General features: G+C 61.4%; 20 protein-coding genes. 11 read left to right on the forward strand and 9 right to left on the reverse strand.

The features are described from left to right. Nucleotides 1–34: 34 nt before the first annotated feature. The 6 genes from ACSC1Q_RS07215 to ACSC1Q_RS07240 all read right to left on the reverse strand — a co-directional run bounded on the left by ACSC1Q_RS07215 (nt 35) and on the right by ACSC1Q_RS07240 (nt 6,682). Entirely contained in the window at nt 35–685 is a 651-nt protein-coding gene (locus ACSC1Q_RS07215) for an HAD family hydrolase (protein WP_436757881.1), read from the reverse strand. A gap of 312 nt (nt 686–997) precedes the next feature. Continuing rightward, nucleotides 998–1,765 (reverse strand): restriction endonuclease subunit S, encoded by a 768-nt coding sequence (locus tag ACSC1Q_RS07220; RefSeq protein ID WP_436757882.1) that lies wholly within the window; start codon nt 1,763–1,765, stop codon nt 998–1,000. A 13-nt stretch (nt 1,766–1,778) separates the two neighbouring features. Next, complete coding sequence (locus tag ACSC1Q_RS07225) at nt 1,779–3,221, reverse strand: class I SAM-dependent DNA methyltransferase (RefSeq protein WP_436757883.1); 1,443 nt, start codon at nt 3,219–3,221, stop codon at nt 1,779–1,781. Continuing rightward, nucleotides 3,218–5,686: an EcoAI/FtnUII family type I restriction enzme subunit R gene (gene hsdR / locus ACSC1Q_RS07230; RefSeq protein WP_436757884.1), complete on the reverse strand. Its 2,469-nt coding sequence runs from the start codon at nt 5,684–5,686 to the stop codon at nt 3,218–3,220. Before hsdR ends, ACSC1Q_RS07225 begins: the two co-directional genes overlap by 4 nt. Continuing rightward, entirely contained in the window at nt 5,667–5,921 is a 255-nt protein-coding gene (locus ACSC1Q_RS07235; protein WP_436757885.1) for a GntR family transcriptional regulator, read from the reverse strand. Before ACSC1Q_RS07235 ends, hsdR begins: the two co-directional genes overlap by 20 nt. A gap of 494 nt (nt 5,922–6,415) precedes the next feature. After that, a complete protein-coding gene (locus tag ACSC1Q_RS07240) occupies nt 6,416–6,682 on the reverse strand; it encodes a GntR family transcriptional regulator (protein ID WP_436757886.1) in 267 nt (88 codons plus the stop codon). A gap of 260 nt (nt 6,683–6,942) precedes the next feature. On the opposite strand from ACSC1Q_RS07240, the gene ACSC1Q_RS07245 reads away from it, so the two are divergent. After that, nucleotides 6,943–7,242, forward strand: coding sequence for a hypothetical protein (locus tag ACSC1Q_RS07245; protein ID WP_436757887.1), 300 nt, complete (start codon nt 6,943–6,945; stop codon nt 7,240–7,242). Beyond that, nucleotides 7,230–7,817 (forward strand): hypothetical protein, encoded by a 588-nt coding sequence (locus tag ACSC1Q_RS07250; protein WP_436757888.1) that lies wholly within the window; start codon nt 7,230–7,232, stop codon nt 7,815–7,817. Before ACSC1Q_RS07245 ends, ACSC1Q_RS07250 begins: the two co-directional genes overlap by 13 nt. Here the strand turns inward: ACSC1Q_RS07250 and ACSC1Q_RS07255 are convergent. The 3 genes from ACSC1Q_RS07255 to ACSC1Q_RS07265 all read right to left on the reverse strand — a co-directional run bounded on the left by ACSC1Q_RS07255 (nt 7,753) and on the right by ACSC1Q_RS07265 (nt 9,998). Continuing rightward, on the reverse strand, nt 7,753–8,346 hold the full coding sequence (locus ACSC1Q_RS07255; protein ID WP_436757889.1) for a nucleoside/nucleotide kinase family protein: 594 nt from the start codon (nt 8,344–8,346) through the stop codon (nt 7,753–7,755). The two genes, ACSC1Q_RS07250 and ACSC1Q_RS07255, sit on opposite strands and share 65 nt — an antisense overlap. Continuing rightward, nucleotides 8,343–9,083, reverse strand: coding sequence for a P-loop nucleotide/nucleoside kinase family protein (locus tag ACSC1Q_RS07260; RefSeq protein ID WP_436757890.1), 741 nt, complete (start codon nt 9,081–9,083; stop codon nt 8,343–8,345). The genes ACSC1Q_RS07255 and ACSC1Q_RS07260 overlap by 4 nt, the downstream gene beginning before the upstream one ends. A gap of 576 nt (nt 9,084–9,659) precedes the next feature. Continuing rightward, complete coding sequence (locus ACSC1Q_RS07265; protein ID WP_436757891.1) at nt 9,660–9,998, reverse strand: winged helix-turn-helix domain-containing protein; 339 nt, start codon at nt 9,996–9,998, stop codon at nt 9,660–9,662. 220 nt (nt 9,999–10,218) lie between these two features. Here ACSC1Q_RS07265 and ACSC1Q_RS07270 point away from each other — a divergent pair, with 220 nt between their 5' ends. The 9 genes from ACSC1Q_RS07270 (at nt 10,219) to ACSC1Q_RS07310 (ending at nt 16,256) form a co-directional block, all read left to right on the forward strand. Continuing rightward, nucleotides 10,219–10,566, forward strand: coding sequence for an SCO3933 family regulatory protein (locus ACSC1Q_RS07270; protein ID WP_436757892.1), 348 nt, complete (start codon nt 10,219–10,221; stop codon nt 10,564–10,566). After that, the gene (locus ACSC1Q_RS07275; RefSeq protein WP_436757893.1) at nt 10,563–11,939 is read left to right on the forward strand and encodes an FtsK/SpoIIIE domain-containing protein; all 1,377 of its coding nucleotides are present in this window, start codon (nt 10,563–10,565) and stop codon (nt 11,937–11,939) included. Before ACSC1Q_RS07270 ends, ACSC1Q_RS07275 begins: the two co-directional genes overlap by 4 nt. 22 nt (nt 11,940–11,961) lie before the next feature. Beyond that, complete coding sequence (locus ACSC1Q_RS07280) at nt 11,962–12,696, forward strand: DUF2637 domain-containing protein (RefSeq protein ID WP_436757894.1); 735 nt, start codon at nt 11,962–11,964, stop codon at nt 12,694–12,696. Between the two features lie 17 nt (nt 12,697–12,713). Beyond that, the gene (locus ACSC1Q_RS07285; RefSeq protein ID WP_436757895.1) at nt 12,714–13,064 is read left to right on the forward strand and encodes a hypothetical protein; all 351 of its coding nucleotides are present in this window, start codon (nt 12,714–12,716) and stop codon (nt 13,062–13,064) included. 17 nt (nt 13,065–13,081) lie between these two features. After that, the gene (locus ACSC1Q_RS07290) at nt 13,082–13,258 is read left to right on the forward strand and encodes a hypothetical protein (protein WP_436757896.1); all 177 of its coding nucleotides are present in this window, start codon (nt 13,082–13,084) and stop codon (nt 13,256–13,258) included. Continuing rightward, a complete protein-coding gene (locus ACSC1Q_RS07295; protein WP_436757897.1) occupies nt 13,255–13,386 on the forward strand; it encodes a hypothetical protein in 132 nt (43 codons plus the stop codon). Before ACSC1Q_RS07290 ends, ACSC1Q_RS07295 begins: the two co-directional genes overlap by 4 nt. A gap of 104 nt (nt 13,387–13,490) precedes the next feature. Then, complete coding sequence (locus ACSC1Q_RS07300) at nt 13,491–14,849, forward strand: replication initiator (RefSeq protein WP_436757898.1); 1,359 nt, start codon at nt 13,491–13,493, stop codon at nt 14,847–14,849. After that, entirely contained in the window at nt 14,842–15,027 is a 186-nt protein-coding gene (locus ACSC1Q_RS07305) for a helix-turn-helix domain-containing protein (protein WP_425958134.1), read from the forward strand. The genes ACSC1Q_RS07300 and ACSC1Q_RS07305 overlap by 8 nt, the downstream gene beginning before the upstream one ends. Beyond that, on the forward strand, nt 15,027–16,256 hold the full coding sequence (locus tag ACSC1Q_RS07310) for a site-specific integrase (RefSeq protein ID WP_436757899.1): 1,230 nt from the start codon (nt 15,027–15,029) through the stop codon (nt 16,254–16,256). The genes ACSC1Q_RS07305 and ACSC1Q_RS07310 overlap by 1 nt, the downstream gene beginning before the upstream one ends. Nucleotides 16,257–16,351 lie beyond the last annotated feature (95 nt).

The raw sequence follows: 16,351 nt of genomic DNA on the forward strand, positions 1-16,351 counted from the left end.
AGCAATCCTCGCCGGACTGCAGCACGCCGCTCGATCACCGTTCGCTGTGCAGGATCTCCATGGCCTGAAGCACGTCAGTCACAACATGATCAGCGCTGTGATCGTGGCCGGCCCAAGTGCCTCGGTCAATCCAGATCGTACGTAGTCCGGCCGCCTGTCCCCCGCCGATGTCGGCGACGAGGTTGTCACCGACCATCCATCCCCCGCCTTCGAGAGTCATACCGCAGCGCCGGGCCGCGACCTCGAACAGGCCGATGTCGGGCTTACGGATGCCTTCGAGTCCTGAGAGCACGTAGCCGTCGATGGCCTCGGCCAGTCCCGTCTGCTGGATCTTGCCGAACTGGTTATCCGCGGTGCCGTTGGTGACGATCGCCACCTTCCACCTCGACGCGCGGAGTCTAGACAGCCCGTCCATCACCTCGGGTCGACAGTGGACAAGGTACGGCATGCGGTGGCGGTAGCGATACCACAACTCGTCGACCGGCTCGGGTAGAGCGAAACGATCCCGGACCTTAGTGAAGAACACCTCACGGTGGGGGTATCCGGCTTGGTCGAGAGCGATCAGCCAATCAACCGCTTCGCGGCCTAAATCGTGCTCCCCGGCGAACTCCCAGGCCCATACCTGGAACGCCTTGTCCAGATTGACAAGGGTGTTGTCTAGGTCAAAAAGCGCAAGTTGTTGCACGATGCCACCTTATGAGGGCGCTTCATTGCGAGACACCCGGATTAGGAGAGCGGCGGCTGTACGGCTGGCCTACACAGTGTGAGCCACGCGAACGCCCCGCACCGCTTGCATGATCATCTCGCGCATGTCCCGCACTCGCAAAGGCCGGCTATCACGTTATTCGATGGCAAGCTGACCCGGAGCGCAGGGCCGTCAAGGCCCGAGCACCGGAAGCGGCGCGGCAGTCTCAGACACGCACCCGGCAGGTCATAAGGCGCGGGCGCATCAACTATTCACTTCGATGAGCAGCACTCTCTGTCCGAAAACTTGATCTTAATTCAGAATGAGAGAAAGCCGATCAAGCAGGCGGAAAGCCTCATCCAATCGTTTTGCAATACGCTCTTGTTCGGAGAGTGGCGCCAACGGGATAGTGAAGGACTTGAGCTGCTTACCATTAATGCCTATATTTCCAGCGGTTGTTGTCGCAACACTCTCGATTTGCCCGCGGACAAAACGAGAATTTATCACATGTCGAAGATAGGAATGTGAGACAATAATGGCGCGCATGCAAATGAGCTTATCTGGATGAAGAATCGGTCGGTTAACTTCCACGGGAACCTGAGAGACTCTACCGACATAGCGCAGGTTGCCATTGAAGCGGCAAGCAAGCAAGTCGCCTGGGCGAATAGTGAATGGGTCGGCTTGACTCTCCGGAAGATCAGCAAACTTATGATCTGATAGGTCAACAACCCCATCGCTTCGCGAAGTTGCCGCACTGATTCGAAGGAGTGGGTAACCCACTCCTATATTGTTCGGCTTCGCCGATGTTCCGTTTCGACAATGGGCTAAAATTTCACCCAAGGCTACAATTCGCCAGGTATCAGGTAGGGCAAGAGAGCTATCCGACTCTAGTGCACTTACGCCACCTTTGAGCCCTAGAGAATCCTTTTCAATGGCAATTTGCGCAAGCAAATCATCAGCGCTCTCATTCGACAGCTCTGACTCCACTAGGTGCCCGGTAAGCGCAAGATCAACTATTGCATCCCTTACCCTGTTGATTCCACCAGGAATGCGAACCAGCTCGTCTAGGCTCTCGATCATGAGCCGGAGATCATCAATATTCATAACTCTTCAACGCCTGATTCAGCAGATTTCTAATGGCATCGATAGTTTGTGCCGCCTGGAGCTGCCTACTGCGATAATCAGCAAGTAGCTCGGCAAGGCTTTCTTGTCGATCAGGATCTACGTTCGGATTCTTGATATCGAGATTGAAATCGCGTTTCCGTACTTCCTCAACGCTGACGCGCCATGCATTGACCGACTCAGTTCGGTCTTGCCACCAAGAACGCTCTTCATCGAACTCTTCGGACCGTATAGGCTTGCTTTTATTATAGCTCTTCAATTCTATTGGAAGCAGGTGCTCGTAATACCAGATCTCTTTTGTGGGTTCCCCTTTGGTAAAGAAGAGGAGATTTGTAGCTATATTAGTGTAAGGAGAAAAGGCGCTATTTGGTATTCGTACAATGGTATGCAAGTTACAGTCTTCGAGCAATTGCTCTTTGATGCGAGTCTTGACGCCTCCGCCAAATAGGGTCCCATGCGGCAAAACAATACCAGCACGACCGCCCGGCTTCAGTAATCTCATGATCAAGACAAGAAACAAATCTGCGGTTTCCCGAGTCCTGAAGTTATGAGGGAAATTCTGCTCAACTCCAGGCTCTTCAATCCCACCAAACGGCGGGTTTGTAACAATCACATCTACACGGTCAGCCGGACCGTAGTCACGGAGCGGTCGAGTGAGTGTGTTAGCTCGGCGAATGCCTGTAGGAGCATCGATACCGTGCAAAATCATGTTCGTCAGACACAGCAAATGCGGCAACTGCTTCTTCTCAATGCCACGCACAGATGATTGCAGCAGGGTCTCATCATCGGCAGTCTTTACCTGCTTTCGCATGTGCTCGATAGCATTAGCGAGAAACCCGCCAGTCCCACATGCAGGGTCTAAAACAACTTCACCTAACCGAGGGTTTACCATCTCAACGATGAACTCCGTCAAGGCTCTGGGCGTGTAGTACTCGCCAGCATTTCCAGCGCTCTGGAGGTCTTTGAGAAGTTTCTCATAAAGATCGTTGAACTGATGCCTGTCGGCTTGGGCTGTAAAATCAATTGAGTTAATCTTGTTTATTACTTGACGCAGTAGCGTGCCGCTCTTCATGAAATTATAAGAATCCTCGAAGGCTTCACGAACAATAAGTGTACGAGGATTGCTTTCACCAGTCAGCTTACGCAGCCCTGGAAACAGGTCGTTGTTGACGAAATTGGTGAGATCGTCACCAGTAAGACCCTCAGCGTTGCCGGCCCATGACCGCCACTGATATCTCGCTGGTATTGTCGATATGTACCTATCGGTCATCAGCTCCAGTTCTTGCTCAGTGTCGTCTAGAATCTTCAAAAAAATCATCCAGACGAGCTGGCTGAGGCGCTGGGCATCACCGTCCACGCCTTGGTCCTGCCGCATAACGTCCTGGATAGACTTGATCAAAATAGGTGATATCACAACGCCTCCGGATACAGCTGCTGCTCAAGACTACGGACTTCCTTGAAGTAAGTCTCACGATCTCCGAAGAGTTGAATGATCTCCATAGGACGACCCACTGAGCGGAACGGCTCCACCCGCAAGACGCCGATATCTTCGACTGATCGCACGCCAGAATCAACGTACGTGTCGAGCAACGCCTCCATCACGAAACGTACCTTACCTTGGTACCTGTCAAGGTAGCCGCCAGTGCGAACGGCACCTGCTCGTTCCTCGCGTTGGCGTGATCGCCCTGTGGACTCATAGCAGACGCTAAGAGCTACGTCGAAAGGATCAAGCTCTTGATCGGGTTGATCCACCAAATCCTCCAGTGGAATGCCCGCTTCAGCCAACTCATCCAGGAGAGTAGATAGACGCTTGGCAGCCAACCAAGCTGCCGAGAATGTCTCCACGGTCGGATACCGCTCTAGCAAATTTTTGCGGGCAAACTCCTTGAGCTTCGCCGTGACCGGCTTGCCGTCGGCACCCACCATCTGGACCTGCTCGCCGATGATTGTCACAGGTTGGCCGCTAACTATGATTCTCTTGCGCCGAGTCTTGCGGGCTTCCGGCCGCTCGACCCACTGATCCCGCGTGTCATCGTCTTCATCGACGTCTTGAGTCTCGCCAATATCATCGAGATCTGTGACGGCGTCACCCATATTTCCGGTAGAAGATAATTCGTATACCTTGACCGGTTCTCCGTCGAAGTGCTTGTCTGCAAACAGCCTCGTGACATTTTTGAAGTCCATGACGACGAAAAACCACTTATCATAGTCTGTCCGCACACGGGAGCCACGACCTATCATCTGCTTAAAGTCGGTCATGCTATCGACTTTGCTGTTTAGTACGATGAGTTTGCAGGTCTGTACGTCTACACCTGTGGCGAGGAGCTTTGACGTAGTCGCAATTACGGGATAGGGAGACTCGGGGTCGATGAAATTATCGAGCTCCTTCTTGCCCTGCTGGTCATCGCCCGTAATCTGCATAACATATCGTGAGTTCTTGCGAACTTCGTCGGCGTTAAGGTTAGCCAAGGCTCGCCGCATACGGTTCGCGTGGGGGATATCTTCGCAAAAGACGATCGTCTTTGCATACCTGTTGGTGCTCTTCAAGTACTCTGTAATGCGCTCCGCAACACGCTTGTCGCGTTCCGGAAAAATTATCGAGTCGTCGATGTCTTCGTAATTGTAGTGCCGATCGGGAATCAGCGTCCCCGAGTCGTCATGCTGGCCCTGCTCAGGACGCCAGCCAGAAGCATCAATATCAAGGGATGCTTGAATTACCTTATAAGGAGCGAGAAATCCATCTTCGATTCCCTGTTTCAGGGAGTATGTATACAGCGGGTCGCCGAAGTAGTCGCTATTGCTAACGGTCTTCGTCTCTTTGGGTGTCGCTGTCATGCCAAGCTGGATTGCTGAGGTGAAATACTCGATGATGTCGCGCCAAGCGCTGTCTTCTTTGGCACTTCCCCTGTGGCACTCATCAACGATCACAAGGTCAAAGAAGTCAGGAGAAAATTGCTTATAGATCTTGTTTATCTCGCCCGTTCCGGTTACAGCTTGGTAGAGTGACAGATATAACTCGAAGCTCTTATCTATCACCTTATTGACAGCATTAGAACCGTCGGGACTCGAGGTTTTAGTAATCGTCTTATGGGTCGTACTGAGCTTCGCCATACGGCCCTTAAACATGGCGAAGTCGTTCATCATCGTTTGATCGACCAGAATATTGCGGTCAGCCAAAAACAAGACGCGAGCTTGGCCTTTGCTGGGATTGATCCTCTTGAATGACTCCATGAAACGCCAGATGATCTGAGCGGCAGTGTAGGTCTTACCCGTCCCAGTTGCCATGACAAGTAACAGCCGCCGCTGCCCCTTCGCGATGGCTTCCATGGCGCGGTTGACTGCAATGCGCTGGTAGTAGCGGGGACGGCGGCCTGACCCGTCATCATGGAACTGGCTTGCGACTACAGGTTCTTCCGAATCCGTAATGCCTTTCCACTTCTTATATAACGCATAGAGAGTTTCCGGTGAAGGGAACTTATCAAGTGAAATTTCAATCTCGACATCTGGTCGGCTCCCAGTGCGGTCATGCCACACGAATGATTCGCCGTTACTAGTGAATACGGAAGGTATATCGAGTTGCTCGGCGTACTCGATGGCCTGCTGCATTCCGCTACCTGGCTCATGATTATTGTCTTTGGCCTCAACGAGGGCAACCGGCAGGCCGGAGCGCCATTCAAGCAAATAATCGACCCTTTTGGCCTTCTTTCGCACCCCCTTTTTGCCGATCACTTGGATACGTCCGGCAGAGAAGTAGTAGTACTCCTCACGGAGCGATGTAAGTGGCCAGCCAGCCTTGATTAAGGCGGGAGTGATGTAACGAGTACGGATCTCCGTCTCGGTCAACTGGCCCTTATCAGAATCACTCACGGTGTTGCCCACTTTCTTCGGGAGTGATCACGAAACTGCCCATGCCTGGCTCGGTGTGGATCAAACCGTCGGCGCGCAGGGCTCGCATGACCTTCTGTCCGGTAGCGTTGGCGATGCCGAATTCCTCAATAAGGGCGACAAGTGAGGGAATGCGCTCACCTGGCTTGTACTCACCAGCGTGGATGCGCTCCGCAATGATCGCGTGCACTTGTCGCCACCTGGGCTGATTTGCTTTCAACACCACCACCTGAGCACGGTAGAGGGCTACTACGTGCCATGGCGATGAACAGCACGCTATAGTGCGCTATAGCGTGCTTCTTTGAGTACAACTATAATTGGCCACGACCGGGTCTAAGCTGTGGATACTGGCTTGTTGGGCTTGCATGCGTCAGTGGTGAGTGAAGCAATCAAGGCCCCCATCGCCCACTTCCCCAGTCATCTCCATGATGACCTTGCGACCGAGATCCTACGGAAGGCCCATAAAGACCTAAGCCCACTGCAGTGCGTTTGATTGACCGTCGATAGCTGTCCCGCTGCTGGCCGGTCTCAGCGTGTATGAAGCGCTTCGCCTCGACTTCTGAGGGCGCGTGGGCGGCGCTGGCCGCGACCGGCCGAAGAGCCGCAGCGCGGCCAGCGACCGCCCGACGCGCGCGGGGCGCCGCAGGCGGCACGCGCCTTGAAGACGTAGAGAAAGTTCTCATCCGGAGTGAGCAGACTCCGATGATCTTGAGTTCGTAGCAGCTACTCGGACGCCTCGTCGGATGCCGTGGTTCGTTCCTCGGCAGTGGTGACGAAGCTGCCCATGCCGCGTTCGGTGCGGATCCATCGATCCTTGCGCAGGGCGTTCATGACCTTTTGTGCGGTCTGGGTAGCGATGCCGAACTCTTGGGTGAGGTCAACGACCGAGGGGATTCGCTGACCTGGCCTGTACTGGCTGGCTTCGATGCGCTGGACGATGATGTCTCGCACCTGGCGCCACCTGGGCAGATCGTCCCGCAACTCGGTCATGAGTACACGGTAGGAACCCGCAGTGGAGGGTACCTCAGTGGAACATACTGCTGTGTTCTATGGTGTACCACGGTATTGCCTGCCTATGATGCAGCCGTGGGCATCGGTGAGCGGTGGGCCTACAAGCTCGGAACCGGCTTCCCCATACCAATCCGTTCCTCGGTGCTGGAGGGCTCCGAGGGACATGGTCCCGGGTTCTGCTCACCGGTGCCCACCAAGGCAAGGACCTTCGCCGGGCGACACGGAGAAGAAAGCGAATCGTGAGCACCTTGGGCCACCTGGCGGCGTACTACCACGGGATCCACCTGGCTCCGCTGCGCGACGGTCACGAGGTGCTGCACTGGCGTCCCAGGGTGCCGCGCTTCGATCGAGTCCGGGTGCGTGAGCACACCTGCGAGTGCGAGCCGCTCACCTACGAGTTCTGCACGGCAGGCGGGGTGGCGTTCATCCGCCGACGTCGGGGTGAGGGCAAGAAGATCACCCTGCGGGAGACCGAGTGGCTGTTAACCGCCGAAGGGGAGCGCTTGTGGACAGCGATTCTCACCGGATGGGCCTGCTGATGGTGTCGGAGACAGGAAGGGAACCAATGTCCGATCGGCTGCTCTCGGCGCACACGTCGACTCCGGTGACCTATGGCCCGTTGCTCGATGGGTGGTACGCGGAAACCGGTGCGTCGGGCGTCCTCTACGCGCGCCGGACTCTCGAACGGCCGTTGGAGCGTCATGAAGTGCTTGCCGGGTTCACCCGCTACCTCGTGGCGCACAGCCTGAACGAGCTGATCCGCCTCATCGCTGGGCAACTGCGTATCGAGGAATACCTACAGGCAGGATCGCCGCCACCGACGTGCCCGTACTGCGGGCGCGGTCCTGGGGAGGCTCCGATCATCGTGACCGTGGATGAGTCGTCTGTCACGGCGGAGAGCTGCGCGCGGAGCTACGGGATCGGCGCCGAGTGCGGGCACACTCGGGTCGAGTGGACTTATGAGCTTCCGCTTCCCGACGGTGCGCGCTGCCGTGACTGCGGCATCTGGTGGCGGCTCGACTTGATCCCCGACAAGGTGGCGGCCCGGCTCAATGACGGCACTCCTGCGCCTGGGGGCATCCAGCGTCCCGCAAACGATCATAGGCACTCATGATCTCGCGTGCTGCGGCATCGGCTCCGAGACGGTTGGTGTGGATGCGCAGATGAAAGAACCCGGCGTCGGTGTTGGTCTCCAGGTCGGCGAGCGTCTCGTCCCACGCGGCAAGGCGCTTGGCGGTGTCGACGTCACCGCGGGACTGGGATCGCTGCTCGGTGACCTCACGCGGGATCCACAGCAGCACACGAAGCCACCCGTCGGGGACCTTGCCGACGAGTTGCCGCAGATCACTGACATTGCCCATGTGAACGACGGGGACGTAGCCGGCGGCGTGGCGGTCTTCGATCGTCTGGCGGTCGATGGCGTAGACGTTGCCGTAGCGGTGTGTCTCGGCGACCAGGCGGCCAGCTTCCCGAAGCTTGTCCAGGTGCTCGGCGCTGACGAACTCGTACCCGTCGGCTCGGCCGGTGCCGACCTTGAGCTTGGACAGCAACGTGAACCGCGGATCCAGGTGGGTGAGGGCGGCGGTGATGGTGTCCTTGCCGCTGGCGGGCGGGCCGTAGATGACGATTCCCTGTGGGCTCACGTGAGGATCCGCTTGAGGGCTTCGCGGGTCTGGTCGGCAAGGCTGATCGCCGCGCCGAGTCGGTTGTCGATGGTGACGTGTGCGGTGGGCGGGCTGGACTCGACGTTCAAGCTCGCGGCGTACTGCTCCCAGTTGTTCAGCTTCCAGGCGTCGCGGGCGGCGCCACGGAACTCGATGTACTCGCGCATCGACTCGGGGTCGCAGCGGACCCAGATCGCCGCGACGTCGATCCCCTTGGCGGCGCACCGGTTCTCCAGGCGGGCGAACCATGCCTCATCTTTGAGCTCGGCGATGAACGGGGCCGCCAGGATGGCCGAGGTGCCGACGTGGAGGTTGTCCCACGCGGTCTCCATCAGGCACCGGTACTCCAGCGGCCGGACCTCCTTGAGATACAGGTCGGTGTGGCGGTCGTTGGGGTCGCCACCGAGAGAGACGAGCAGCCGCTCGACGATGCATCGGGTCAGAGAGTCCTTGTCCAGGAACGCCCACCCGGTGATGTCGGACAAGAAGCGGGAGAACTCCGTCTTGCCGGATCCGGCGTACCCACCAACCAGGGCGAGGATGGGGCGGGGGCTGCCTCCGCCGTGTCGTCTGCGCCAGGCGTCGACCACGCGGCTGCGGAGAAGTCCCGGCGGGGAGTCGCTGGACTCGATGCCACCAACGGAGACCTTGGTGAACGTCTCCTCGATGACCAGGGCGGCAGCGTTGTCAGCGGCGGGATCAGCGGGTGCAGGCAAATCGGAAATCACAATTTTCGCTTTCTGTGATTCACCGGGCAGGGGGGGACGAAACCCTAGTTCGGGTTCGGTGGCCTGATAAAGCAGGCAGTAAGCGCGCCGGTAATGCGGGCCTGGGAACACGGTTCCTTGCTCGTGTCCCCAGAGCGTTTGGAAGTTGGCGGCCGGAACGCTCAGCCCGTGACTGGCGGCTGCCTGGCGTAGACGTTCGCCCGCGGCTTCCAAGGTGAGGCCGTGGGCGTCGCGGTGTTCCCGCAGGCGGGAGGGGTTCCAGCCGGGTCGCTGGGCCGTCTTCAGTTGCATGCTTTCGCCTTCACGCTTCGGGGAGTGGGCGCGGTGTGCGGTCGTGCATGTGAAAACGCATGTGTAAATGGCGTTGAGCGGAACTGAAGAAGCTTAACTAGATCGGCGTGATACCGGAAACCCCCAGCTCACGGTGAACTTAAGCCATCGCGAAAGGCGAACCGCACCGCAGAGCAAGGGAGGAACCGATGAACGTCGACCCGCAGCGGATCATCTGGGAATTGGCCGCGATTCGGTCGGAGCTGGAAGAGTTGGCATGCCGGATCGGTGAGATCACTTCGGCTCTGCGAAGACTGCCGCCTCCAGAGCGGCGAGTCGATCCCCCAGCTCCTTGAGGGTCTGGCGCGTCTGGGCAAGCTGGTCCAGGATCTCGGCGTTCACGTCCGACGTCTCCTCGGACTTGGAGGTCTCGGCGGGGGTTTGGCGGACAAACACGCCCTTGCCCTGCTGGCCGATCACCAGTCCCTCGGTGCGGAGCACGCTGATCGCGGCCTTGACCACACTGGCGGAGACGTCGAAGCGCTCGCCCAACTGGGCGATGGAGGGCAGCGCCGTACCGGGCGTGAGTGAGCCGGTGCGGATCTGACCGCGCAGCTCTTCGACGATCTGCAAGTAGGCCGGCTGGCCAGTCCTCTCCACCATCGCACTCGTCTCACTTCGTGTTGTCGCTTGTGACGCACTTGGCGCGCCTGACGCGTTTTCACTGACCTTTTGCGTCCAGTTCAACACACCCCCGCAGAGAAACCAACCAAGCCGCCGAAGAACTCATTGACAACATAGAATGCCAAGTGTTCTATGTACTCCAAGAGTCCCAGCTAGCAGAGGAACGATCATGCGCAACATCCCCATCCCCGTCGACGTCACCAAGCTTCAGATCACCTGCGTCAAGGCTGCCAAGCCTCGCCTCGTCAACAAGGACACCGGCGAGATCAAGCGCGACAAGGACGGCAACGTCATGTACGAACTCACCTTCCTGTTCGAGGACGACCTTGGCCGGATGGAACTGGTCAAGGTCAGCACCACCCCCGAACCGCCCATCACCCCCGGCGAGGAGATCGTCCCGGTCGGCCTGGTCGGCTACGTCTGGGAACAGGGCGGACGCTGGGGCATCTCCTACCGGGCCGCATCCTTCCTCCCCGCGGGCTCCGCCATCCCGACCAGAACGGGGGCGGACCTGTGATCGACCTCGACCACCCCCTGTTCAAGGTCCTCGCCGTCCTGCTCGTGCTCATCGCCTGGCGGCGCTGGGCTCCCACCTCCTACTGGTACGCCCTCGTCTTCCCGCGCAAAGCCCTGTGGCTGCGCTGGACCTGGCGTCACGTCGCCTCCGGCTGCGGGCTGACCAAGAAGCGGCACCGCTGGTGGTTCACCACCGTCCCCGGCCTGGTCGCCTCCACCGGTGTCGTACGGGTCAAACGGCGCTTCCAGCGGGTCGCCGTCGACACCAAGCCCTGGATGGGCCTGCCCCGGCCCGTACGGTACGGCTTCCGCATCACCTTCCACCTCCTCGACGGCCAGGTGCCCGACGACTACGCCAAGGTCTGTGAACGGCTCGCGCACGCCTGGCGCATCGAGGCGGTTCGCGTCGTCGGCTCCCGGCCTGGCCGCGTCACTCTCCAGGGCATCACCCAGGACCCTCTAACCCACGTTGCCCCCGCCTCCCCTCCAGCTGAACCGCGCGACGGCTGGCGGGCCGATGACCTGCTCCGGCCCATCGTCGGAGTACTGGAGACCGGCGCGGCCTGGCGGATGGACCTGCGGCTCATCCCGCACTGGATGAACGCCGGCGCCACCCAGTCGGGCAAGTCCAACCTGATCAACGCCCTCATCGTCGGACTGTCCCCCCAACCCGTCGCCCTGGTCGGCTTCGACCTCAAGGGCGGGGTCGAACTGTCGGCCTACGCGGCTCGACTGACCGCACTGGCCACGACACGCGCCGAGTGCCTCGACCTGCTCAGCGATCTCATCGCGGTCATGGGCGCCCGGATGCTGGCCTGTCGCCGCTACGGGGTGCGCGACATCTGGCAACTCCCCGACGCTGCTCGCCCCATCCCGGTCGTGGTCCTGGTCGACGAACTCGCCGAGCTGTACCTGACCGCGGACAAGGCCGAAAAGGATCAAGTCACCCGTACGGCTACCGCGCTGCTGCGCATCGCCCAGCTCGGTCGCGCCTTCGGCATCCACCTGATCCTGTCCGGCCAGCGGATCGGCTCCGACCTCGGCCCCGGCGTGACCGCGCTGCGTGCCCAGATCGGCGGACGGGTCTGCCACCGGGTCAACGACCCCGAAACCGCGGTGATGACCCTCGGCGACCTCGACCCCGACGCCCTCGTAGCCGCCCGATCTATCGCCCCCGAACTCCCCGGTGTCGCCGTGATCACCGGCTCCGACGGCCGGTGGTACCGCGCCCGGTCCGGCTACGTCTCCACCACCGCCGCCGAGCAAGCCGCCCACACCTACGCACAGATGACCCCCTCCTGGGCGCAAGTCGCCGCCTCCGGCCTCGGCCACGAACTCCCCGGAGTCGACGACATCCCCGAAATCGCCGCCTAACCCCTGGAAGGAGAACACCACCGTGACCACGACCGCGCCTCGCCTGGCCCTACGGCTGGCCGACTCCGCCCCCGTCCTCATCCTCGCCCTGATCGCCGGGGCCGGCAGCTTCACCCACATCCGCGACACCGCCACCGAACACGGGCAATCCGGCCCGATGGCCTGGGCCGTGGCCGTCTGCGTCGACCTCACCTGTGTCATGGCCGCGCGGGAACGGCAACGCGACAAGAAGAACGGACGGGAACGCAACGGCTGGATCTCCTGGCCCACCCTCGTCCTCATCGGCGGAATCGTCCTGTCACTGGCCGCCAACCTCGCCCAAGCCGAACCCTCGGCCTGGGGATGGATCACCGCCGCGACCCCGGCCGGGGCGTTCCTGATCGCGGTCTCCATGCTGGAGCGCCGCGCCTCAGAACCCCGTCCCGAACCGTCCCCGGTACTCGTTCCCGCTGCGGACGCCGTACCGGAAACCCTCCCCACGGGCATCCTCGAACCCTCGGCGCCTGCCCTACTGCCCGGCCTCGCCGTCCCCGCCCAGAACGAACCCCAGAACGGACAGAACGGCGCCGAGAACGGCCAGAACGAAGCCGGTACGACCGGTGCGCTGCTCGATTACGCCCGCCGCGTCGCCGACGAACACCACGCCCGCCATGGCAGACCCATCACCCGCGACACCCTGCGCGCCCGCCTCGGAGTCTCCAGTCAACTCGCCTCCGACCTCCTGCGCTCCATGCGCGACAGCCCCGAACCCGCCTGACAGCGAAGGACACCCCCATGAACACCACCGACCACCGCACTGCGGTCATCACCGGACTCCTCGACCTGGCCGCCTTCCTGGAAGCCAACCCCGACGTCCCCGTCCCGACCCTCCCCAAGCTCCTCCACTTCGCCGCCGGAACCGACCCCGACATGTGCGCCGAGATCGACGCCATCGCCGAACTGCTCGGCACCGCCATCGACCCCGGCGACATCGGTTACGGCCACTACCGGACCTGCCGCGCCTTCGGGCCGGTCGAGTACTCGGCCGTGGGCATCCTCGCCCGCGCCAAGGCCCGCTACGACGCCGAAAGCTCTTACTTCGGCTGCGTCGACCCCGACCCCGTCCCCTCGTCCCGTACCGCCTGACCAGAGAAGAGCCCCTCATGCGCATCCGCATCGACGGCACCTACGCCGAAATCGTCCACGCCGCCAACAAGATCCGCACGATCCTCCCGATCGGCTCCGTCTCGCCGGTTCTGCCGCTGCACGAACGGCCCCACACCTGGCGCGTGTTCCTCGACACCGCGCCCAAGCGCACCGGAAGGAGGTGGATCACGTGACCGACAACCAGGACGCCCCGCTCGTCGACATCGCTCCCAAGCGCTGGCTGTGCTGCCACTGCGGAGGAACCGGCGTCGACAGCCACTCGGAAACCTGCGAGCACTGCGAGGGCCTCGGCTTCAGCTGAGAGTCCTCAGCGCCCCCGGCGTGACCACACATCCGCCAAGACGTCCGCCACGTCGGGGGCCATCCCACACCGAACATCCACAGCCCGGAAGGGACACCCCCATCATGCCAAGCACCTACGCGGTAGCCGGGATGATCACCCGGCTCCACGACCCCCAATACGCCCGCTGGGCCTCCCAGATCCGCCGAACCGGCGGCTGCCGACAACCCATCCACCTCCGCGGCCACGTCCACCACCTCGACCCCGCCACCGGCAAGCGCCTGCACAGCTACAGCACCGCAGGCGAACCCGACGGCATCCTTCGCGTCCCCTGCAAGACCCGGCGCGCCTCCCGCTGCCCGGCCTGCGCCGAGACCTACCGGGCCGACACCTACCAACTCATCCGCGCGGGCCTCGTCGGGGGCAAGGGTGTCCCGACCTCGGTCACCGCGCACCCCTGCCTGTTCGTCACCCTCACCGCTCCCTCCTTCGGCACCGTCCACACCCGGCGAGAGAAGAACGGCACCGTCCTGCCGTGTCACGCTCGACGCGACGCGGCCACCTGCCCCCACGGACGCGTCATGTCCTGCACCACCCGGCACGGGGTCGACGAGAGTCGCCTTGGCGAACCGCTCTGCCCGGACTGTTATGACTACGCGGGCTCGGTGTTGTTCAACGCGATGTCCCCGGAGTTGTGGCGGCGCTTCACCGAAGCTCTTCGCCGCCGCGTCGCCAAGAACGCCGGACTGACGCAGCGAGAGCTACGGGAACAGGCCGTGATCTCCTTCGCCAAGGTCGCCGAATACCAACGGCGCGGCGTCGTCCACTTCCACGCGGTCATCCGCGTCGACGGTCCCGAGGGGCCGGCTACAACTCCACCGGCCTGGGCGACGGCCGACCTGATGACCGACGCCGTACAGCACGCCGCCTCCGCCGTCGCGGTCACCGTTCCCGCGGTACCCGGCGAACCCGCGCGAGCCTTCCAATGGGGCGCTCAACTCGACGTCCGCGAGATCACCATGACCGGTGACCTCACCGAACAAGCCGTAGCTGCTTACATCGCCAAGTACGCCACCAAAGCCGCCGAATGCGTCGGCACCCTGGACCGGCGCATCAACCCCCTCGACGACCTGACCGCCCTGCCGATTCGGGACCACGCCCGGCGGCTCATCGCCGAGTGCCTGCGCCTGGGCGCCTTCGACGAACTGACCGAGTTCCGGCTCATCAAATGGGCGAACATGCTTGGGTTCCGCGGCCACTTCTCCACCAAGAGCCGCCGCTACTCCACCACCCTCGGCGACATCCGCCAGGAACGCACCGACTACATGCGCGGGGAAGCCATCACCACCGGACGGCTTCCGCTCTTCGATGAGGACACGGTGCTCGTCGTCTCGCACTGGGAGTACGCCGGACAGGGCCACTCGGCCGGTGATGCCCTTTTGGTAAGCGCCCTTACCGGAGCTTCGGGAGGCGTCCATGAGTAGTCCTGCGTTGCTCACCGTCCCGCAGGCCATGACCGCTCTCCAGGTCAGTCGGTGGACGCTCTACCAGCTCATCCGCTCCGGTGAACTCGACTCGATCGTGGTCGGCGTGCGCTGCCGCCGTATCCCCGAATCCGCCCTGAACGACTACGTGAACCGACTCTGTGGAAAGGCCGCCTGATGGGCAAGCGCTCGAACGGTGAGGGCTCGGTCTTCCCGTACAAGGACGGTTGGGCCGGCTACGTATGGGTCGTCACGCCAGAGGGCAAGAAGACTCGCAAATGGGCCTACGGCAAGACCCGCGAGGAGACCCACGAGAAGTGGCTCAAGCTCCACGACCTCGCGAGCAAGGGACCGGTACCGACCAAGCACCCCACCCTCGCCGCGTACCTGACGCGCTGGCTCGCCGAGGTGATCGAACCTAACCGGGAGCCGACCACCTACGCCGGTTACGAAGCGCTGGTCCGGCTCTACCTAATCCCCGGTCTCGGCAAGAAGCGGCTCGACAAGCTCACGGTTCGCGAGGTTCAGACATGGCTGAACACGCTAGTCACGCTCTGCACCTGCTGCGACCAGAAGAAGGATCACCAGCGGCCGGAAGCCAAGCGTCGGTGCTGCTCCAAGGGAGAGTGCTGCAAGGGGTATCCGTCCCGGAGCACGATCGCGAGCATCCGCCGCATCCTGCGTTCGGCTCTCAGTAACGCCATCCGCGAGGAACTGATCTCCAAGAACGTCGCCGCGCTGACCGTCCTGCCCAACGCGAGCAAGACCAAGAAGGCCAAGCAGCACAGCGTGTGGAACGTCGACGAGGCGCGGAAGTTCCTTGAGCACCTGCGCTCGGTGGACGAACCGCTCTACGCCGCGTACGTGCTGATCCTGATTCTCGGCCTGCGGCGGGGCGAGGTGCTCGGACTCGCCTGGGACTGCGTCGACCTTGATAGAGAACAGCTCTGGATCTCCCGCCAACTCAACCGAGTCCGTGGTGAGCTCCTGCATCGAGAGACGACCAAGACGGAGGACTCGACGGCCTCTCTGCCCCTGTTCGGGCTGTGCATAGCTGCGCTCCGGGACCGTCAGCGGATTCAGGAAGAGGCCCGCCGGGATGCCGGGAAGAGGTGGAAGGGGTCCGACCTCGTGTTCACTACGAAGAACGGGACCCCGATCGAGCCGCGCAACTTCTATCGGTCCTTTGAGCGCTACTGCGAGAGGGCTGGCGTCCCTCGTATCCGCGTCCACGACACACGCCACACCTGCGCCTCGATGCTCGCCACGCTGGGCGTGCATCCTAGAGTCGCCATGCGCATCCTGCGGCACTCGCAGATTTCGGTGACCATGAACGTGTACACCCAGATCGCCGATCCAGAAGCGCGCAAGGCACTCGATCAGCTTAACGAAAGCCTAGATCGTTAGGTGCTCAACACTCTGTACTGCTGGGCTAGAGCGAAGGCCACTCCTATGCAACCGGGGTGGCCTTTGCGAAATTCTCAGGGTTGTGATCTAACCCG

The organism is Streptosporangium heterodermiicola, from assembly GCF_051390675.1.
Lineage (GTDB): Bacteria > Actinomycetota > Actinomycetes > Streptosporangiales > Streptosporangiaceae > Streptosporangium.